General features: G+C 71.9%; 11 protein-coding genes and 2 pseudogenes. 11 read left to right on the forward strand and 2 right to left on the reverse strand.

Going from position 1 to position 16,548, the window contains the following annotated elements; translation table 11 throughout:
- The first annotated feature begins 25 nt into the window (after positions 1-25).
- Together AB0I21_RS50950 and AB0I21_RS50955 are read left to right on the forward strand one after the other, a co-directional pair.
- Positions 26-3,691, forward strand: coding sequence for a PQQ-dependent sugar dehydrogenase (locus tag AB0I21_RS50950; RefSeq protein WP_360572268.1), 3,666 nt, complete (start codon positions 26-28; stop codon positions 3,689-3,691).
- Positions 3,692-3,727: 36 nt separating this feature from the next.
- Positions 3,728-5,818 carry a DEAD/DEAH box helicase gene (locus tag AB0I21_RS50955; protein ID WP_360572270.1) on the forward strand — a complete coding sequence of 697 codons (2,091 nt, stop codon included), beginning with the start codon at positions 3,728-3,730 and terminating at the stop codon, positions 5,816-5,818.
- 359 nt (positions 5,819-6,177) lie between these two features.
- Here AB0I21_RS50955 and AB0I21_RS50960 read toward each other — a convergent pair whose 3' ends face one another.
- Positions 6,178-6,480, reverse strand: a complete 303-nt coding sequence (locus AB0I21_RS50960; RefSeq protein WP_360572272.1) for an MGMT family protein — start codon at positions 6,478-6,480, stop codon at positions 6,178-6,180.
- A 52-nt stretch (positions 6,481-6,532) separates the two neighbouring features.
- Between AB0I21_RS50960 and proB the strand changes: the two genes are divergently transcribed.
- Complete coding sequence (gene proB, locus AB0I21_RS50965; protein WP_360572273.1) at positions 6,533-7,633, forward strand: glutamate 5-kinase; 1,101 nt, start codon at positions 6,533-6,535, stop codon at positions 7,631-7,633.
- A gap of 3 nt (positions 7,634-7,636) precedes the next feature.
- On the opposite strand, the gene AB0I21_RS50970 is transcribed toward proB, so the two are convergent.
- Positions 7,637-9,004 (reverse strand): gamma-glutamyltransferase, encoded by a 1,368-nt coding sequence (locus AB0I21_RS50970; protein ID WP_360572275.1) that lies wholly within the window; start codon positions 9,002-9,004, stop codon positions 7,637-7,639.
- 101 nt (positions 9,005-9,105) lie between these two features.
- On the opposite strand from AB0I21_RS50970, the gene AB0I21_RS50975 reads away from it, so the two are divergent.
- The 8 genes and pseudogenes from AB0I21_RS50975 to AB0I21_RS51010 all read left to right on the forward strand — a co-directional run.
- Positions 9,106-10,434, forward strand: a complete 1,329-nt coding sequence (locus tag AB0I21_RS50975; RefSeq protein WP_360572277.1) for an MFS transporter — start codon at positions 9,106-9,108, stop codon at positions 10,432-10,434.
- Positions 10,431-11,828: an aminotransferase class V-fold PLP-dependent enzyme gene (locus tag AB0I21_RS50980; RefSeq protein WP_360572279.1), complete on the forward strand. Its 1,398-nt coding sequence runs from the start codon at positions 10,431-10,433 to the stop codon at positions 11,826-11,828. The genes AB0I21_RS50975 and AB0I21_RS50980 overlap by 4 nt, the downstream gene beginning before the upstream one ends.
- A gap of 5 nt (positions 11,829-11,833) precedes the next feature.
- Positions 11,834-12,346, forward strand: coding sequence for an NADH-quinone oxidoreductase subunit B family protein (locus AB0I21_RS50985; RefSeq protein ID WP_360572281.1), 513 nt, complete (start codon positions 11,834-11,836; stop codon positions 12,344-12,346).
- 10 nt (positions 12,347-12,356) lie between these two features.
- Positions 12,357-12,923, forward strand: a complete 567-nt coding sequence (locus tag AB0I21_RS50990; protein WP_360572283.1) for an NADH-quinone oxidoreductase subunit C — start codon at positions 12,357-12,359, stop codon at positions 12,921-12,923.
- Positions 12,923-13,882: an NADH-quinone oxidoreductase subunit NuoH gene (gene nuoH / locus AB0I21_RS50995; protein WP_360572285.1), complete on the forward strand. Its 960-nt coding sequence runs from the start codon at positions 12,923-12,925 to the stop codon at positions 13,880-13,882. The genes AB0I21_RS50990 and nuoH overlap by 1 nt, the downstream gene beginning before the upstream one ends.
- Positions 13,883-13,895: 13 nt before the next feature.
- Positions 13,896-14,393 (forward strand): annotated as a pseudogene (locus AB0I21_RS51000) (NADH-quinone oxidoreductase subunit I); the annotation flags it as partial.
- Between the two features lie 74 nt (positions 14,394-14,467).
- Positions 14,468-16,051, forward strand: coding sequence for a methyl-accepting chemotaxis protein (locus tag AB0I21_RS51005; protein WP_360572287.1), 1,584 nt, complete (start codon positions 14,468-14,470; stop codon positions 16,049-16,051).
- An 83-nt stretch (positions 16,052-16,134) separates the two neighbouring features.
- Positions 16,135-16,428, forward strand: a pseudogene (locus tag AB0I21_RS51010) (NADH-quinone oxidoreductase subunit J); the annotation flags it as partial.
- Positions 16,429-16,548 lie beyond the last annotated feature (120 nt).

A 16,548-nucleotide genomic window follows, 5' to 3' on the forward strand; every position in this document is an offset into this window, starting at 1 on the left:
CGCGTCCGCATCCAGGAGTGCCCCCATGAGGCGTCGCCGCCGCTCCCGTTTATCCCTGGGCCTAGTGCTCGCGCTCTGCGTCCCGGCCTCGGCGGCGCTCACCGCACCCGAGGCGGCGGGCGCCGTGACCACGCTGCCGAGCGGGTTCTCCGAGCAGGTCGTGCTGTCCGGGCTCAACCACCCGACGAAGCTGGTGTTCTCTCCTGACGGACGGGTGTTCGTCGCGGAGAAGGGCGGCACGATCCAGGTCTACGACAGCCTGTCGGACCCGACGCCGACCCTGTTCGCCGACCTGAGCGCCCGCGTCCACGACAACGAGGACAAGGGCCTGCTCGGCCTGGCGCTGCCGCCGAACTTCCCGTCCAACCCGTCGGTGTACGTCACGTACACCGCGACGCAGCCCATCGGCGGCGGACTCGACCTCGGCGACACCTGCCCGACACCCGGCACCGGCTGCATCGTCAGCGGGCGGCTGTCGAAGCTCACCGCGAGCGGCAACACGTGGACCGGCACCGAGCAGGTGCTCATCAACGACTGGTGCCAGCAATTCGAGACCCACTCGGTGGGCGACGTGCGCTTCGGCCCCGATGGCGCGCTCTACGTCAGTGGCGGCGAGGGCGCCAGCCCCGTCTTCACCGACTGGGGCCAGCAGGGCAACCCGGTCAACCCGTGCGGCGACCCGCCCGGCGGCGTCGGCGCGGCGCTCAGCCCGCCCACCTCCGAGGGCGGCGCCCTGCGCTCCCAGGACGTGCGGACCCTCGGCGACCCGACGGGCCTGAGCGGCACCATCATCCGGATCGACCCGGTCACCGGCGCCGCGAAGACCGACAACCCGCTCTACAACGCGACCACCGACCCCAACGCGCGGCGGATCGTGGCGTACGGCCTGCGCAACCCCTTCCGGTGGACGTTCAAGCCCGGCAGCAGCGAGATCTGGATCGGCGACGTCGGCTGGCGGACCTGGGAGGAGATCAACCGGCTGCCCAACCCGCTCGCGACGCCCGTCACCAACTTCGGCTGGCCGTGCTTCGAGGGCAACTCGCAGCAGCCCGGCTACCGCGACGCGAACCTGAACCTGTGCACCTCGCTGTACAGCCAGAACACGGCGACCGGTCCGGTCTACACCTACGGGCACCACCAGCAGGTCAACGACAACGACGGCTGCCCGACCGGCGGGTCCAGCCCGACCGGCGTCGCGTTCTACCCGACGTCCGGCGGCGCCTACCCGGCCAAGTACCAGGGCGCGCTCTTCTGGGGTGACTACGCCCGCCGCTGCGTCTACGCGATGCTGCCGACCAACGGCACCCCCGACCCGACCAAGATCGAGACGTTCGCGCCCGGCGCGGCCGGCCCCGTCGACCTGGAGATCGGCCCCGGCGGCGACCTGTACTACGTCGACGTCGACGGCGGCACGGTCCGCCGGATCAACTACAGCGCCGGCAACCAGCCGCCGACCGCGGTCATCGGCGCGGACAAGACCTCCGGCGCGCCGCCCCTGACCGTCCAGTTCAACTCCGCCGGCACCAGCGACCCCAACAGCGGCGACGTCCTCACGTACCAGTGGGACTTCACCAACAACGGCAGCTACGACGCGACCGGCCCGACCGCGAGCTTCACCTACACGACCGCCGGCAACTACACGGCCAAGCTGCGGGTCACCGACGCGGGCGGGCTGTCGGACACCAAGTACCTGCAGATCCTCGTCGGCTCCGACGCGCCGGTACCGGTGATCGACACCCCCGCGGCCGGCTTCACGTGGGCGACCAACGACACGGTCAACTTCACCGGACACGCCACCGACGTCCAGGACGGCAACGTCCCCGCGGCCAACCTGCACTGGCAGCTGATCCTGCAGCACTGCGCCTCGGCCGACAACTGCCACCAGCACTACATCAGCGAGACCGACGGCGCGTCCGGCTCGTTCGTCGGGCCGGACCACGAATACCCGTCCTATGTGGAGCTGCGGCTCACGGCGACCGACAGCAGCGGGCTCAGCACCACGGTCAGCCGCCGGCTGGACCCGAAGACCGCGAACATGACGTTCAACACCGTGCCGAGCGGCCTCAACATCACCGTCGGCTCGGTCACCGGCGTCACGCCGTTCACCGCGACGGTCATCCAGAAGTCGACGCAGACCGTGTCGGCGCCGACGCCGCAGACGCTCAACAGCACCCAGTACACCTTCGGCTCCTGGAGCCAGGGCGGCGCGGCCACGCAGGTGATCACCGCGCCGACCACGGCGACGACCTACACCGCGACCTACGCGGCGACCGGCGGCGGCACGTGCTCCGACAGCTTCGGCTACGTGTGCACCACCGCCACCAAGGCGTTCGTCAACGCCGACACGACGGTGCTGAGCCTGACCGGCGACGAGGCGCTGCAGCAGATCTCCCTGCCGTTCCCGGTCAAGTTGTACGGCGCTTCGTACTCGACCGCGTGGGTCGACACCAACGGCGTCGTCAGCCTGGTCAACCCGAACGGGCCGAAGTGGGACAACACCGCGGTGCCGAGCGCGGCCCTGCCCAACGCGGCGGTCTACGCCTTCTGGGACGACCTCGTGGTCGACGCCAACGCTTCGGTGCGGACCACGACCCTCGGCACCGCGCCCAACCGCCAGTTCGTCGTCGAGTGGCGCAACCCGTACATCTACGGCAACACCAGCCGGCGCGTCACGTTCGAGGCGATCCTCTCGGAGAACGGTGACGTGGTCACCAACTACGCGAGCCTCGACAACGACATCGAGAAGGGCAACGCGGCGACGGTCGGTATCGAGAACGCCGACGGCACCGTGGGCCTCGCGTACTCCGTCAACACCCCGAAGCTCCAGTCCGGCCGCGCGGTCGTCTTCACCGCGCCGGGCGGCACGACCCCGCCGCCCCCGCCGCCGCCGTCCACCGGGACGGTCAGCGGCACCGTGAGCGTCGCGGGCGGCGGGCCCGTCGCCGGGGCGACCGTGACCCTCACGGCCGGCACGACGACGACCACCGACGCCTCGGGCAAGTACAGCTTCTCGAGCGTGGCGTACGGCTCGTACACCGTGAGCGCCACCGCCAACGGGCAGTCGACGTCGGCGGCACTCACCGTCGACGCCGCCACGGAGACGCTCAACCTGACGCTGCCGGCCCCGCCGCCGCCGACCGGGAACTATGGGATCACCACGGTGGCCACCCCGTTCGTCCCGGCCGACGCCACGGTGCTCACGCTCACCGGTGACGACAACATCCAGCAGGTCACGCTGCCGGCGCCGGTCACGTTGTACGGCGTCACCTACACCACGGCGTGGATCGACACCAACGGCAAGGTCTCGTTCGTCAACCCGGGCGGCGCCTACGTGGAGCACTCCGCGCTGCCGTCGACCGCCGCCCCGAACGCGACCGTCTACGCCTTCTGGGACGACCTCGTCGTCGACGGCTCCGCGTCGGTGCGCACCGCGCTCGTCAACGGTTCGGTCGTGATCGAGTGGCGCAACCCGTACATCTACGGCAACGGCGTCCACAACCGGGTGACGTTCTCCGTCGTGTTCGCCCCCGACGGGGTGATCACACTGCACTACTCCAGCCTGGACAACGACATCGAGAAGGGCGGCGGCGCCACCGTCGGCGTCGAGAACGCCGCCGGCACCACGGCCGCGCAGTACCTGTTCAACCAGCCGTTGCTGGTGTCGGGGACGGCGGTCCGGTTCACGCCTTAGCGGGTTTCTGTCGTACCCGGCGGCTAAGTTCGTGGGGTGCGATCTGAGGCATCGGAACTTCTGAAGAAGCTCGCTGGTCCTTCCGCCGAACTGCGGGAGGACCAGTGGGCCGCCATCTCCGCCCTGGTGGCGGAGCGCCGCCGCGTCCTCTGCGTGCAGCGCACCGGCTGGGGCAAGTCCGCGGTGTACTTCATCGCCACCGCCCTGCTGCGCGCCCGCGGCGCCGGCCCGACGGTGATCGTCTCGCCGCTGATCGCCCTCATGCGCAACCAGGTCGACGCCGCAGCTCGCGCCGGGATCGCCGCCCGCGCGATCAACTCGGCCAACCTGGAGGAGTGGGACCAGATCACCGGCGAGATCGCCGCCGGCACCGTCGACGTCCTGCTGGTCTCGCCCGAGCGGCTCAACAACCCCGACTTCCGCGACAACGTGCTGCCCAAGCTCGCCGCGAGCACCGGCCTGCTCGTCGTCGACGAGGCGCACTGCGTCTCCGACTGGGGCCACGACTTCCGCCCCGACTACCGGCGGCTGGCCACCCTGCTGGCCGACCTCGCCCCCGGCACGCCGGTCCTGGCCACCACCGCCACCGCCAATGCCCGCGTCACCGCCGACGTCGCCGAGCAGCTCGGCGACGCGCTCGTGCTGCGCGGCTCGCTCGACCGCGAGTCGCTGCGCCTCGGCTCGCTGACGCTGCCGTCCGCGCCGCACCGGCTCGCCTGGCTCGGCGAGCACCTCGGCGCGTTCACCGGCTCCGGGATCATCTACACGCTGACCGTCGCCGCCGCCCACGAGACCGCCGCCTATCTGCGCGGTTGTGGCTACGAGGTCGCCGCCTACACCGGCCAGACGGAGAATGCGGACCGCCTCGCCGCCGAGGAGGACCTGCTCAACAACCGGATCAAGGCCCTCGTCGCCACGTCCGCGCTCGGCATGGGCTTCGACAAGCCCGACCTCGGCTTCGTCGTGCACCTCGGCGCCCCGTCGTCGCCGATCGCCTATTACCAGCAGGTCGGCCGGGCCGGCCGCGCCGTCGACAAGGCCGACGTCCTGCTCCTGCCCGGCACCGAGGACCAGGCGATCTGGCGGTATTTCGCGTCCCTCGCCTTCCCACCCGAGGCGCAGGTCCGCAGCGTGCTGTCCGTCCTCGGCGCGGCGGGCCGGCCGATGTCCACCGCCGCCATCGAGCCGCAGGTCGAGCTGCGCCGCGGGCGGCTCGAGCTGATGCTCAAGGTCCTCGACGTCGACGGAGCCGTCCGTCGCGTCCGCGGCGGCTGGGAGTCCACCGGCGCGCCCTGGCGCCACGACAGCGAGCGCTATGACCGCATCGACGCGGCCCGCGCCGCCGAGCAGGACGCGATGCGCCAGTATGCCGCCCTGACCACGTGCCGCCTGGAGTTCCTGCGCCGGACCCTCGACGACCCGGCCGCCGCCCCCTGCGGCCGCTGCGACACCTGCGCGGGCACCTGGTATCCGGCGGAGGTCTCCGACGACGCCCTCGCCTCGGCCCGCGCCCACCTCGGCCGCACCGGCGTCGAGATCGCCCCGCGCAAGCTGTGGCCGACGGGCCTCTCCGCCGTCGGCGTCTCCCTCACCGGCAAGATCCCACCCGCCGAGCAGACCCTCCCCGGCCGGGCGATCGGCCGGCTCAGCGACCTCGGCTGGGGCGACAAGCTGCGCAGGCTGCTCGCCGCCCCCGACGCACCGCTCCCCGACGACATCTTCGCCGGCGTCGTCGCCACCCTGACCGAGTGGGCGAAGGGCGACGAGCGCTGGCCCGCCCGCCCCGTCGGCGTCGTGGTCCTCGGCTCCCAGAGCACCCCCGTCCTGCTGGAGTCGCTGGGCGCCCGCATCGCCGAGGTCGGCCGGATGCCGCTGCTCGGCACGGTCCAGCCGGCGCACACGGCCGACGCCGCCTCCCGCACCAACAGCGCCCAGCGGGTCCGCGCCCTGCACACCGCCTTCACGGTCCCGCCGGAGCTGGCCGCCCGGCTGGGGACCCTCGACGGCCCGGTCCTCCTCGTCGACGACCTGGTCGACACCGGCTGGACGATGGCCATCGCCGGCCGCCTCCTGCTGCGCGCCGGCGCCCCGGCGGTCCTGCCCTTCGCCCTCGCCGTCTCCGCCTGACCGCTTCCGCCCGTTCTCGTGATCCCGAGCAGTTTCGGCTGTTCTGGCCACCAGAGTCGTCCGGGATCACGGGCGGCTCTCGTGATCCGGTAGACCTTGTGCACCGCCTGGCGGCAGGGGGTCTTCCGGGTTCTGAGGGTGGGCCGGCCGTTCTCATGATCCCGAATGGTTTTGGCTGCTCTGGCTACCAGAATCGTTCGGGACCACGGGATGGCTCTCGTGATCCGGTAGACCTTGTGCGCACATGGCGGCGGGAGGGCTTCCGGGTGCTGCGGCGGGGTCGGCCGGCTTTCCGTGATCCCGAATGGTTGTGGTTGTTTGGCTACCGGAATCGTTCGGGATCATGGGGTGGGGCGGCATCAGGGGGTGTCGTCGGGCCACCAGGCGGCTCGGCGCATGTCTATTTTGTCCGACCTGAGGGGGGTGCCTTCCTCGCGATGGCGGCGGAGGGCCTCCTGCTCGTGGCCCGGGACGAGGCGGCCGTTGGCGGCGACGACGCGGTGCCAGGGGACGCCGCCGCCGTAGTGGGACATGACGGCGCCGACCTGGCGGGGGCCGCCGCGACCCAGGTACTCGGCGATGGCGCCGTAGGACATGACGCGGCCGGGCGGGATGCGCTCCACCACGGTGAGGACCAGCTCTGCGAAGTCGTCGTCGGCCACGATATGGGAACCTACCGTGGATCGACGGTGGCGACCCGGCAAGATAGGCGGCGTGCGCACCCAGGTCACCGAGGCTCGACGGATCGTGGTCAAGGTCGGGTCGTCGTCGCTGACCACCGCGGCAGGCGGGCTCGACGGCAAGCGGGTCGATGCGCTCGTCGACGCCCTGGCGGGGAGCCCAGCGGAGGTGGTGCTGGTGTCGTCGGGGGCGATCGCGGCCGGGCTGGCGCCGCTGGGGCTGCTGAGGCGGCCGAAGGACCTCGCGACGCAGCAGGCGGCGGCGAGCGTCGGGCAGGGGCTGCTGATGCGGGCCTACAACGACGCGTTCGCCAGGCACGGCAGGGTCGTCGGGCAGGTGCTGCTGACGGTCGACGACGTGACCCGCCGGGCGCACTACCGCAACGCGTACCGGACCCTGCGCCGGCTGCTCGACCTGCGGGCGGTCCCGGTCGTCAACGAGAACGACACGGTCGCCACGGAGGAGATCCGGTTCGGGGACAACGACCGGCTCGCCGCGCTGGTCGCGTCCCTCGTCCACGCGGATCTGCTGGTGCTGCTGTCGGACGTGGACAGCCTGTACACGGGCGACCCGTCGCTCCCGACCTCCAGGAAGATCACCGACGTACGAACGCCGGACGACCTGCTGGACATCGACGTGAAGCGGCCCGGGAAGGCCGGGGTCGGCACCGGCGGCATGGTGACGAAGGTCGAGGCGGCGAGGATCGCGACGACGAGCGGCATCCCGGTGGTGCTGACGTCCGCGCCCAACGCCAAGGCGGTGCTCGACGGGGAGCCGGTCGGGACGCTGTTCCACCGGCTGCGGGAGCGACCGCAGGCGCGGCTGTTCTGGCTCGCGCACGCCACCAGCCCCCGCGGCCGGCTGCACCTGGACCCCGGCGCCGTGCAGGCCGTGCGGCAGCGGCACGCGTCGCTGCTGCCCGCCGGGATCACCGCGGTCGACGGCCGGTTCGCCGCGGGGGACCCGGTGGACCTGGTCGACGTGGGCGGCGTGCCGGTGGCCCGCGGCCTGGTCAACTACGACGCGGCCGAGCTGCCGCCGCTGCTCGGCCGGTCGACGGGGGAACTCGCCGCCGCGCTGGGCCCGGCGTACGAGCGCGAGGTCGTCCACCGCGACGACCTGGTCCTTCTGTAAGACCTACAAGGTGCGGCCCACGCCGCCGCGGCGGGGGTCGCCGGCGGCGCCCGCGAGACCGACGGCGCTGACGCCGCCGAAGTAGTGGTCGAGCCGGTCCCACTGCTGCACCTTGAAGCCGGTGAAGTGCGACGGGTCGCAGCCGGGCTCCAGGTGGACGAGCCGCGACCCGTCCACCGACACGGGGTGGAAGCGCGGCCGGCGGATCGCGGTCGTCATGTCGTCGCCGTGGACGAGGACGTTGGTGAGCGTCTGGATGATCGCGGTGCGGATGCGGGTCGCGCCGGCCGAGCCGATCGCCATGACCAGCGCGCCGGCGGGGTCCAGGACCACGGCCGGGCACATGCACGACGCCATCCGCTCGCCGGGCAGCGTGCCGGGGCGGATCAGCTCGCCCTCGCCGAGCATCGAGTTGAGGTGGACCCCCAGGCCGGGCAGCCACACCCCGGCCCCGATCCCGAGCGTCATGGTGATCACGCAGGCGTTGCCCGCGCTGTCGACGACCGAGATGTTGGTGGTGTCGCCGAGGCGCTGCGACCCGTACGCCAGCAGCGCCGACGCGAGATCGAGCGGCGAGAACAGGGGCGGCAGCGCGGCGATGGTCCTGATCGTCTCGTTCAGGTCGGCGCGGGCCAGCACCCGGCAGGGACCGAACGAGGCCGCCGAGACCGGCGCCTGCACCACGCGGTACGACGACAGATCCAGCGGACTGAGCACGCCACCGCCGGCGGCCACCTCCGCCACCATCGCGGCGCCGATCCGCCCGGTGTAGAAGGCGGCCGGACCCTCCTCCGCCAGGATCCCGAACGTCGTGTCGAGCCCGGGGTGGTGCAGCAGCTCGCCGCCCTCCAGGAGCCGCCCGTCCGGCGCGTACACCGCGGCACCGAGACCCGGCAGCATCGCCGGCGCGAGCGACACGAGCGTGCGGGCGTGCGCACCCGGCAGGAGCACGCCGCTGCGGGCCAGGTTCTGCGCCGGCGCCACGATCCGCTGCCAGGGGAGGCGGCCCCAGCGCCGGTGGATCTCGCCGGCCCCGGCCGGGATGCCGGGCACGCCGACGCTCGACGCGCCGATCTCGTACCGCTGCGGCACACCGCCGAAGGAGATCTTGATCGGCTCCATCGGGGCCGCGGGGGCGGTGCTGCCCAGGCCGGGCACCGAGCAGAAGAAGTCGAGGCAGGTGACCTCGCCGGTGGTCGCGTCGAAGTAGGTCGCGAACCCACCGCCGGCGAGCCCGGTCAGGACGCTCTCCGCGGCGCATCCCGCCAGCATCGCGGCGACGGCGGCGTCGGCCGCGGACCCGCCGGCCGCGAGGACCCGCAGCCCGACCTCGGTCGTGGCCGGATGCCCGGCGGCGACCCCGGCCGGCACCGACGACCTGGGGCGTGACTGGGGCTGCAGCAGCGCGGTGGACAGCGGAGGTTCCTTTCCTGCGAGGCGATGGCTAGCATCCGTGGACCATGGCCCCAGACGTGCGAACCGAGGTCCTGCCGGGACGTGTGCGGGCGGGCTACGCGCTCGGCTCACTGGTCACCGGCGCGTTCGGCACCGTGCCGGGACTCCTCCTACTGCCATACCTGACGGACACCCTCGGCGTCGCTGCCGGGGTGGCCGGGCTGCTGGTGCTGGCGCCGAAGGCGTGGGACGTGCTGATCAACCCGGTTGCCGGGAGGATTTCCGATCGTACTCGCACCTCGATGGGTGCCAGGCGGCCATTTCTGCTCTTCGGCGGCCTCGCGCTCGCGGTGCTGTTCGCCGGGATCTTCGCCGCGCCGTTCGGTGGCGGATCGGCCGCATACGCGGCCGTGATGTTCCTGCTCGCGGCGACCGCGTTCGCGTTCTACCAGGTGCCCTACGTCGCGATGCCGGCCGAGATGACCGACGACTACGCCGAGCGGACCCGGCTGATGAGCTGGCGGGTCGCGATCCTCGCGGTCGCGATCCTGGTGTCCGGCGCGCTGTCGCCGATGGTGACGAAGCAGTTCGGGGGCGGCGTCCCCGGTCACCGGGCGATGGGGGTGTTCGTCGCCGCGTTGATCCTCATCGGCACCTTCGGCTCCTTCTTCGGCACCAGGAGCGCCCCGGTCGGCAAGGTGCTGCCGAGCGAGCCGTCGTTCGCCGCGCAGCTGAAGGTCGTGCGGGGCAACCGGCCGTTCCGGCTGCTGCTGATCTGCTTCGTCGTGCAGGCCGCCGGCATCGCCACCATGCTCGCCGGGGTCAGCTACTTCGCCACGCAGATCCTCGAGTCCCCGGACACCGGCGCGACGCTGCTCTTCGCCTGCTTCGTCGGCCCGGCGCTGCTCGTGATGCCGGTCTGGACCCGGGTCGGCGCGCGGCTCGGGAAGCTGCGCTCCTACACGGTCGCGTCGCTGGTGTTCGCGGCCGCCGCGGCGCTGCTGGCGTTCGCCCCGTTGCTGCCCGCCGTCGCCGTGTACGTCCTCACCGGGCTGGTCGGCAGCGGATACGCGGGGCAGCAGGTCTTCGGCATGGCCATGCTGCCGGACTGCATCGCCTTCGACGCGCGGCGGACCGGGCGGCGCCAGGCCGGCGTGTTCACCGGCCTGTGGACCGCGGGGGAGACGTTCGGCATGGCGCTCGGCCCCGGCGTCTTCGCCGTCCTGCTGGCGATCTTCGGATACGTCTCCAGCTCGTCGGGGGAGGCGGCCGTACAGCCGGACACCGCGAAACTCGGGGTTCTGCTCGGATTCACCGTCGTGCCGGCCATCGTCGTGGCATCGGCGCTCATCGGTCTGCGAGGCTACGACCTGACCGAACGACGGCTCACCGAGGAGGTCTCGTGAAGGGTGTCCCGGCCGAGCAGGTGCTCGCGGAGCTCGCCGAGCTGCGCAAGGCTGACCTGCCGACGCACGGCGGGCGGCTGTTCGCCTACGTCTACGACCCGGCGGTGCCCGGGCTCGACGAGCTGGCCGCCGCCGCGTACGCATCGTCCGCGCACGTCAACGGGCTGGACCCGACCGCGTTCCCGTCGCTGCTGCGGATGGAGAACGACCTCGTCGGCATGGCCGCGGCGGTCCTCGGCGGCGGCCCGGCGACGGTCGGCAGCGTCACCAGCGGCGGCACCGAGTCGCTCATCCTCGCCGTGAAGGCCGCCCGGGACGCCGCGCCGCACATCGCCGAGCCGCGCCTGGTGATGCCGGTGACGGCGCACGCCGCGCTCGCGAAGGCCGCCGCCTACCTCCGGGTGGCGTTGGATGTCGTGCCGGTCGGCGCCGACCTCCGGGTCGACCCGGCGGCGGTCGCGGCGGCCATCGGGCCCTCCACGGTGCTCGTGGCGTGCTCGGCGCCGTCCTACGCGCACGGGCTCATCGACCCGGTCGAGCCGATCGCGGCCGCCGCCGCCGCGGCCGGGGTCCGCTGCCACGTCGACGCCTGCTTCGGCGGGTGGACGCTGCCGTTCCTGCGCCGCCTCGGCGAGCCGGTCCCGCCGTTCGACCTGTCCGTCCCGGGCGTCACCAGCATCTCCGTCGACCTGCACAAGTACGCGTACGCGCCGAAGGGCGTCTCGGTCCTGCTGCACCGCGACGAGCAGCTGCGGCTGCCGCAGTACTTCGGCTACGCCGACTGGCCGGGGTACACGATGGTCAACCCGGTCATCTCCTCGACCCGCTCCGGCGGGCCGATCGCGGCCGCCTGGGCGACGCTGCGGCACCTCGGCGACGACGGCTACCTGGCGCTGGCCGCCACCACCCTCGAGGCGGTGCGCGGGCTGGCCGCCGCCGTCTCCGCCGTGGACGGGCTCGTCCTGCTGCCGGTCGAGTCGACGGTGGTCGCGTTCCAGTCCACCTCGGTGGATCTCTTCGTGCTCGCGGACGAGCTGGCGGCGCGGGGGTGGCACACGCAGCCGCAGTTCCAGCACGGTGACATCGCGCCGTCGGTACACCTGACGGTGACCGCGGCGGTGGCGCCCCGGGTGTCGGAGTTCGCGGCGGATCTCGCCGCCTCGGTCGACGCCGCCCGCGCACTCGGGCCGGTCGCGCTTCCTGATGGGATCTTCGATCTTCTGGGGTCCGTCGAAGCGGTCGCGGCCGCCCTCGGCGTCGGCTCCGGTCCGTCGGTGCTGCCCGACCGGATGGCCGTGATCAACACGTTGTTGAACGCGGCGCCACCGGCCGTGCGCGAGCAGTTACTGGTCGCATTCCTCAGTCTGCTGCAGCGGCCGACGAGCGTAGGCTGACAGACATGTCGAGTGTCCTGGGCGACCCGATCAAGTTCGTGCTCAACTGGGGCCGCCGCTATTCGCTGTGGGTGTTCAACTTCGGTCTCGCCTGCTGCGCGATCGAGTTCATCGCCACCTCGATGGGGCGGCACGACTTCATGCGCCTCGGCGTCATCCCGTTCGCGCACGGGCCGCGCCAGGCCGACCTCATGGTCGTCTCCGGCACCGTCACCGACAAGATGGCGCCCGCGGTCAAACGGCTCTATGACCAGATGCCCGAGCCGAAGTACGTGATCAGCTTCGGCGCGTGCAGCAACTGCGGCGGGCCCTACTGGGACTCCTACTCCGTCACCAAGGGCGTCGACCAGATCATCCCCGTCGACGTCTACATCCCCGGCTGCCCGCCCCGCCCCGAGGCGCTGCTGCACGGCATCATGAAGCTCCAGGACAAGATCGCGGGGGAGCGGTCGGGGCTCGGTGGCGTCAACCGGACCGACGTCAAAGCGCTGACCGCGCCTCCGGTACACAAGCCTTAGGATCGCGGGCATGGATTCGGACGAGATCGGCGAGCTGTTCGGCGACGGTGCGTCCGTGACCGAGTCCGCCGGCGGCGGTCGCTTCGCCCGGCCGACGGTCGACGTGCCGCCGGAGCGCTGGGCGGACGCGCTCCGCATCGCGCGCGACGAGCTGGCCTGTGACTTCTTCGACTGGTTGTCCGCCGTCGACGAGCTGCCGGGTGGCTTCACCGTGGTGGCGCACGTCTATTCGACGTCGCGCCTGTCCGGCGTGCTGCTGCGCGCGGTGCTGCCGCGGCTCGCGCCGTCGGTGCCCACCGCCGTCGGTGTCTATCCGGGCGCGGCCTGGCACGAGCGCGAGACCCACGAGATGTTCGACATCGACTTCACCGGCAACGACGCGCTCACGCCGCTGCTGCTGCCGCCGGAGTTCGAGGGGCACCCGCTGCGCAAGGAGTTCGTCCTCGCGTCCCGGGTCGCCAAGCCGTGGCCCGGCGCGAAGGAGCCCGGGGAGAGCGAGCACACCGTCAGCAAGCGTGCCCCGATGCGTCCACCGGGCGTCCCGGACCCCAGCGAGTGGCCGGGAGGCCGGACCTGATGCCGATCTGGTTGGAGCTGGCGCTGCGCGTGCTGGTCGTCGTCGGCGCGTTCCTCACCCTGCCGCTCATCGTCGGCCAGGCCGAGCACAAGGTGATGGCGCACATGCAGGGCCGCCTCGGCCCCATGTATGCCGGTGCCTTCCACGGCTGGGCCCAGCTGGTCGCCGACGGCGTCAAGTTCGTGCAGAAGGAGGACATCACCCCGCGCGCCGCCGACCGGCCGGTGTTCCGGCTCGCGCCGGTCGTCGCGCTGCTGCCCTACCTGGCCGTCCTGCTCGTCATCCCCCTCGGCCCGCACGGACTCGTCGCCCAGCCGCTCGACGTCGGGCTGTTCTTCGTCCTCGCGGTCGTCGGCATCGGCGTCATCGCCGTGCTCATGGCGGCCTGGTCCTCGGCCAACAAGTACTCGCTGCTCGGCGGGCTGCGGGCGGCCGCGCAGCTGCTCGGTTACGAGCTGCCCTTCGTGCTGTCGGCGGCGTCGGTCGCGATGGCCGCCGGCACGCTGTCGCTGTCCGGCATCGTCGAGGCGTGGCGCCCCTGGTGGCTGCTGTGGCAGCTCCCCGCGATGCTGATCTTCTTCACCGCCGGGCTCGCCGAGATCCGCCGCCCGCCCTTCGACATGCCGATCGCCGACTCCGAGCTGGTCTTCGGCTACATGACCGAATACACGGGCCTGCGCTTCGCGTTCTTCCTGCTGGCCGAGTATGTCGGCATCGTCGTCATCGCCGCCCTCACCACCGTGCTGTTCCTCGGCGGTTGGAAGGGGCCGCTCGACGACCAGCTCGGCTGGCTGTGGACACTCCTGAAGGTCTTCGCCGTCGCGTTCGTCGTGATCTGGCTGCGGGTGGCGTATCCGCGGCTGCGCGAGGACCAGCTGCAGCGCCTCTGCTGGCTGATCCTCGTCCCCCTCGCGCTGCTGCAGCTCGTGCTCACCGCCGCGGTCAAGGTCGCGCTCTGAAAGGTCTCCGACTGTGGACATTCCTGGTAAGGGCCTCGTCAAGGGTCTCGCCGTCACGCTCGGCACGCTGACCCAACGCTCCCACACGCACCAGTACCCGGACGTCGAGCCCGACCTGCCGCCCCGCAGCCGCGGCGTCATCGCGCTCATCGAGGAGAACTGCACGGTCTGCATGCTGTGCGCCCGGGAGTGCCCCGACTGGTGCATCTACATCGACTCCCACAAGGAGGAGGTCGTCGTCCCGGGCGCGGCGCGGGCCCGGCAGCGCAACGTGCTCGACCGGTTCGCGATCGACTTCTCCCTCTGCATGTACTGCGGGATCTGCATCGAGGTGTGCCCGTTCGACGCGCTGCACTGGACGCCCGAGTTCGAGTACGCCGAGCACGACATCCGGGACCTGCTGCACGAGAAGGAACGCCTGGAGGAGTGGGTCGCGACCGTCCCCGCCCCGCCGGCCCACGACCCCCACGGCGAACCGGCCAAAGAGCAGACCGCCGCCGCAAAACGCTCAGGTCGCGGCGCTGTCTGACCGATCCTCGTGGTGAGCCGCGCCTTCGCCGCGGCCGACTGCGCGGAGGTGGCGGCATGTCCCGGCTGGGGATCTCGCAGAAACTGTTCATCGGCTTCCTGCTCGTCTCGGTGGTGACGGTGGTGGTCGGCATCTACGGGATCACCCGGCTACGGGTGCTCAACCAGCACACCGGCGACGTGTACGCGACGGCCGGCGCCCCCGGGTACAACGCCCAGCGGATGCAGAACCACTGGACCGAGACGCAGCTGCTCATGTACGCGGCGGCCATCAGCCCGGCGGCGAACCTCGACCAGATCGTCACCGGGTACGTCAAGCCGGTCGACGCCGAGTTCGACGCCGCGTACGCGGGCTACCTCGCCAGCCGGCACACCGCCGAGGGCAGGCAGCTCGCCGACGAGCTGGCCAGGCAGATGGCCGTGGTCCGCAAGATCCGCGACGAGCAGCTGCTGCCGGCGGCCCGGCAGGGCAACACGCCCGCCGCCATGGGGGTGCTCTTCAAGCCGGAGATGGGCGCGATCCTGGAGGCGCAGCAGAACACCGGCAGCAAGATCGCCGACCTCGAGCAGGCGAACGCGAAGAAGATCTCCGACCGGGCCACCGACACCTACAGCTCCGCCCGGACCAGCCTGATCGTCATGCTGGTGCTCGGCATCGCGCTGTCGATGCTCCTCGCGGGCCTCGTCGCCCGCTCGATCGTGCGCTCGGTGCGCCGCGCCAAGACCGTCCTGGACGAGGTCGCCGGCGGTGACCTGACCGCCCGCATGGACGTGACCAGCGGCGACGAGGTCGGCCAGATGGGCCGGTCGCTGAACGACAGCCTCGACCGCATCGCGGAGATGGTCCGCCTCGTCGGCACCTCCGCGACGTCCCTGGCCGGCTCGTCCAACCGGCTCACCGGCGTCGCCCGCACCATCGCCTCCGGCGTCGACGACGCCGCCGAGCAGGCCACCGCCGTCAGCGGCGCGGCCGGCGAGGTGTCGCGCAACGTGCAGACCGTCGCCGTCGGCACCGACGAGATGAACGAGAGCATCCGCGAGATCGCGCAGAACGCCACCGAGGCGGTCCGGGTCGCGAACGAGGCCATGGAGGCCGCCAACGAGACCACCCGCACCATGGCGAAGCTCGGCGAATCCAGCGCCGAGATCGGCAACGTCATCAACGTCATCACCGGCATCGCGGCCCAGACCAACCTGCTCGCGCTGAACGCGACGATCGAGGCCGCCCGCGCCGGGGAGGCCGGCAAGGGCTTCGCCGTCGTCGCCAACGAGGTCAAGGACCTCGCCCAGGAGACCGCGAAGGCCACCGAGGACATCAGCCAGCGGATCTCCGCGATCCAGGCCGACGCGGCCAGCGCCGTGGCCGCGATCAGCCGCATCAGCGAGGTCATCGAGAGCGTCAACGGCTACCAGACGACGATCGCCTCGGCGGTCGAGGAGCAGACCGCGACGACGAACGAGATGGGGCGCAACGCGGCGAACGCGGCGAACGGCAGCACCGAGATCGCGGCCAGCATCGACCGGGTGGCGAAGGCGGCGCAGTCCACGAGCGTCGGCGTGCAGGAGACGGAGACGGCGGCGGCGGAGCTGGCGGGCATGTCCGCGGAGCTGAGCCGAGTGGTGTCGCGCTTCCGGGCGTAGCTTTTTGCTCGTCTTTTGCCGCCCGCCGGTCGAAACCTGTCACACCCTGGTGGCAGGATGTCCGCCATGAGGGTGGCATCGGGATGACAGCGGCGGATGTGCTGCTCGCCGCGCTCGGCGCCGTCGCGCTGGGCGCCGGCCTGCTGGTCGTGACCACCCGCCACGTCGTGCGCGCCGGGCTCTGGCTCGTTGTCACGCTCGGCGCGGTGGCCGGGCTCTATCTCGTGCTGTCGGCCGAGCTGCTCGCCTGGGTGCAGGTGCTGCTCTATGTCGGCGCCGTCGTGGTCCTGCTGCTCTTCGCGGTGATGCTGACCCGCGCGCCGATCGGCGCCAGCGACGATCTCGACCGGGCCCGCTGGCCCGGCGCGCTCGTCGGCGCCGGGGCCGGGGCCCGGGGCGGGGGGGGGTTGGCCGCCGCCGCGAGGAAGAGCACACCACTGTAAACCACACACAAACCACAGAAAAAGGGATTTTGTGGTGTTGGTGTTGATGTATGG

Origin of the sequence: Dactylosporangium sp. NPDC050588, assembly GCF_040654975.1 — a bacterium.
GTDB lineage: Bacteria > Actinomycetota > Actinomycetes > Mycobacteriales > Micromonosporaceae > Dactylosporangium > Dactylosporangium maewongense.

What these genes read in the sequence shown, in the direction of transcription:
- AB0I21_RS50950 (WP_360572268.1), top strand. Translation starts at nt 26, where the DNA reads ATGAGGCGTCGCCGCCGCTCCCGTTTATCCCTGGGCCTAGTGCTCGCG.
- AB0I21_RS50985 (WP_360572281.1), top strand. Translation starts at nt 11,834, where the DNA reads ATGTCGAGTGTCCTGGGCGACCCGATCAAGTTCGTGCTCAACTGGGGC.
- AB0I21_RS50990 (WP_360572283.1), top strand. Translation starts at nt 12,357, where the DNA reads ATGGATTCGGACGAGATCGGCGAGCTGTTCGGCGACGGTGCGTCCGTG.
- nuoH (WP_360572285.1), top strand. Translation starts at nt 12,923, where the DNA reads ATGCCGATCTGGTTGGAGCTGGCGCTGCGCGTGCTGGTCGTCGTCGGC.
- AB0I21_RS51005 (WP_360572287.1), top strand. Translation starts at nt 14,468, where the DNA reads ATGTCCCGGCTGGGGATCTCGCAGAAACTGTTCATCGGCTTCCTGCTC.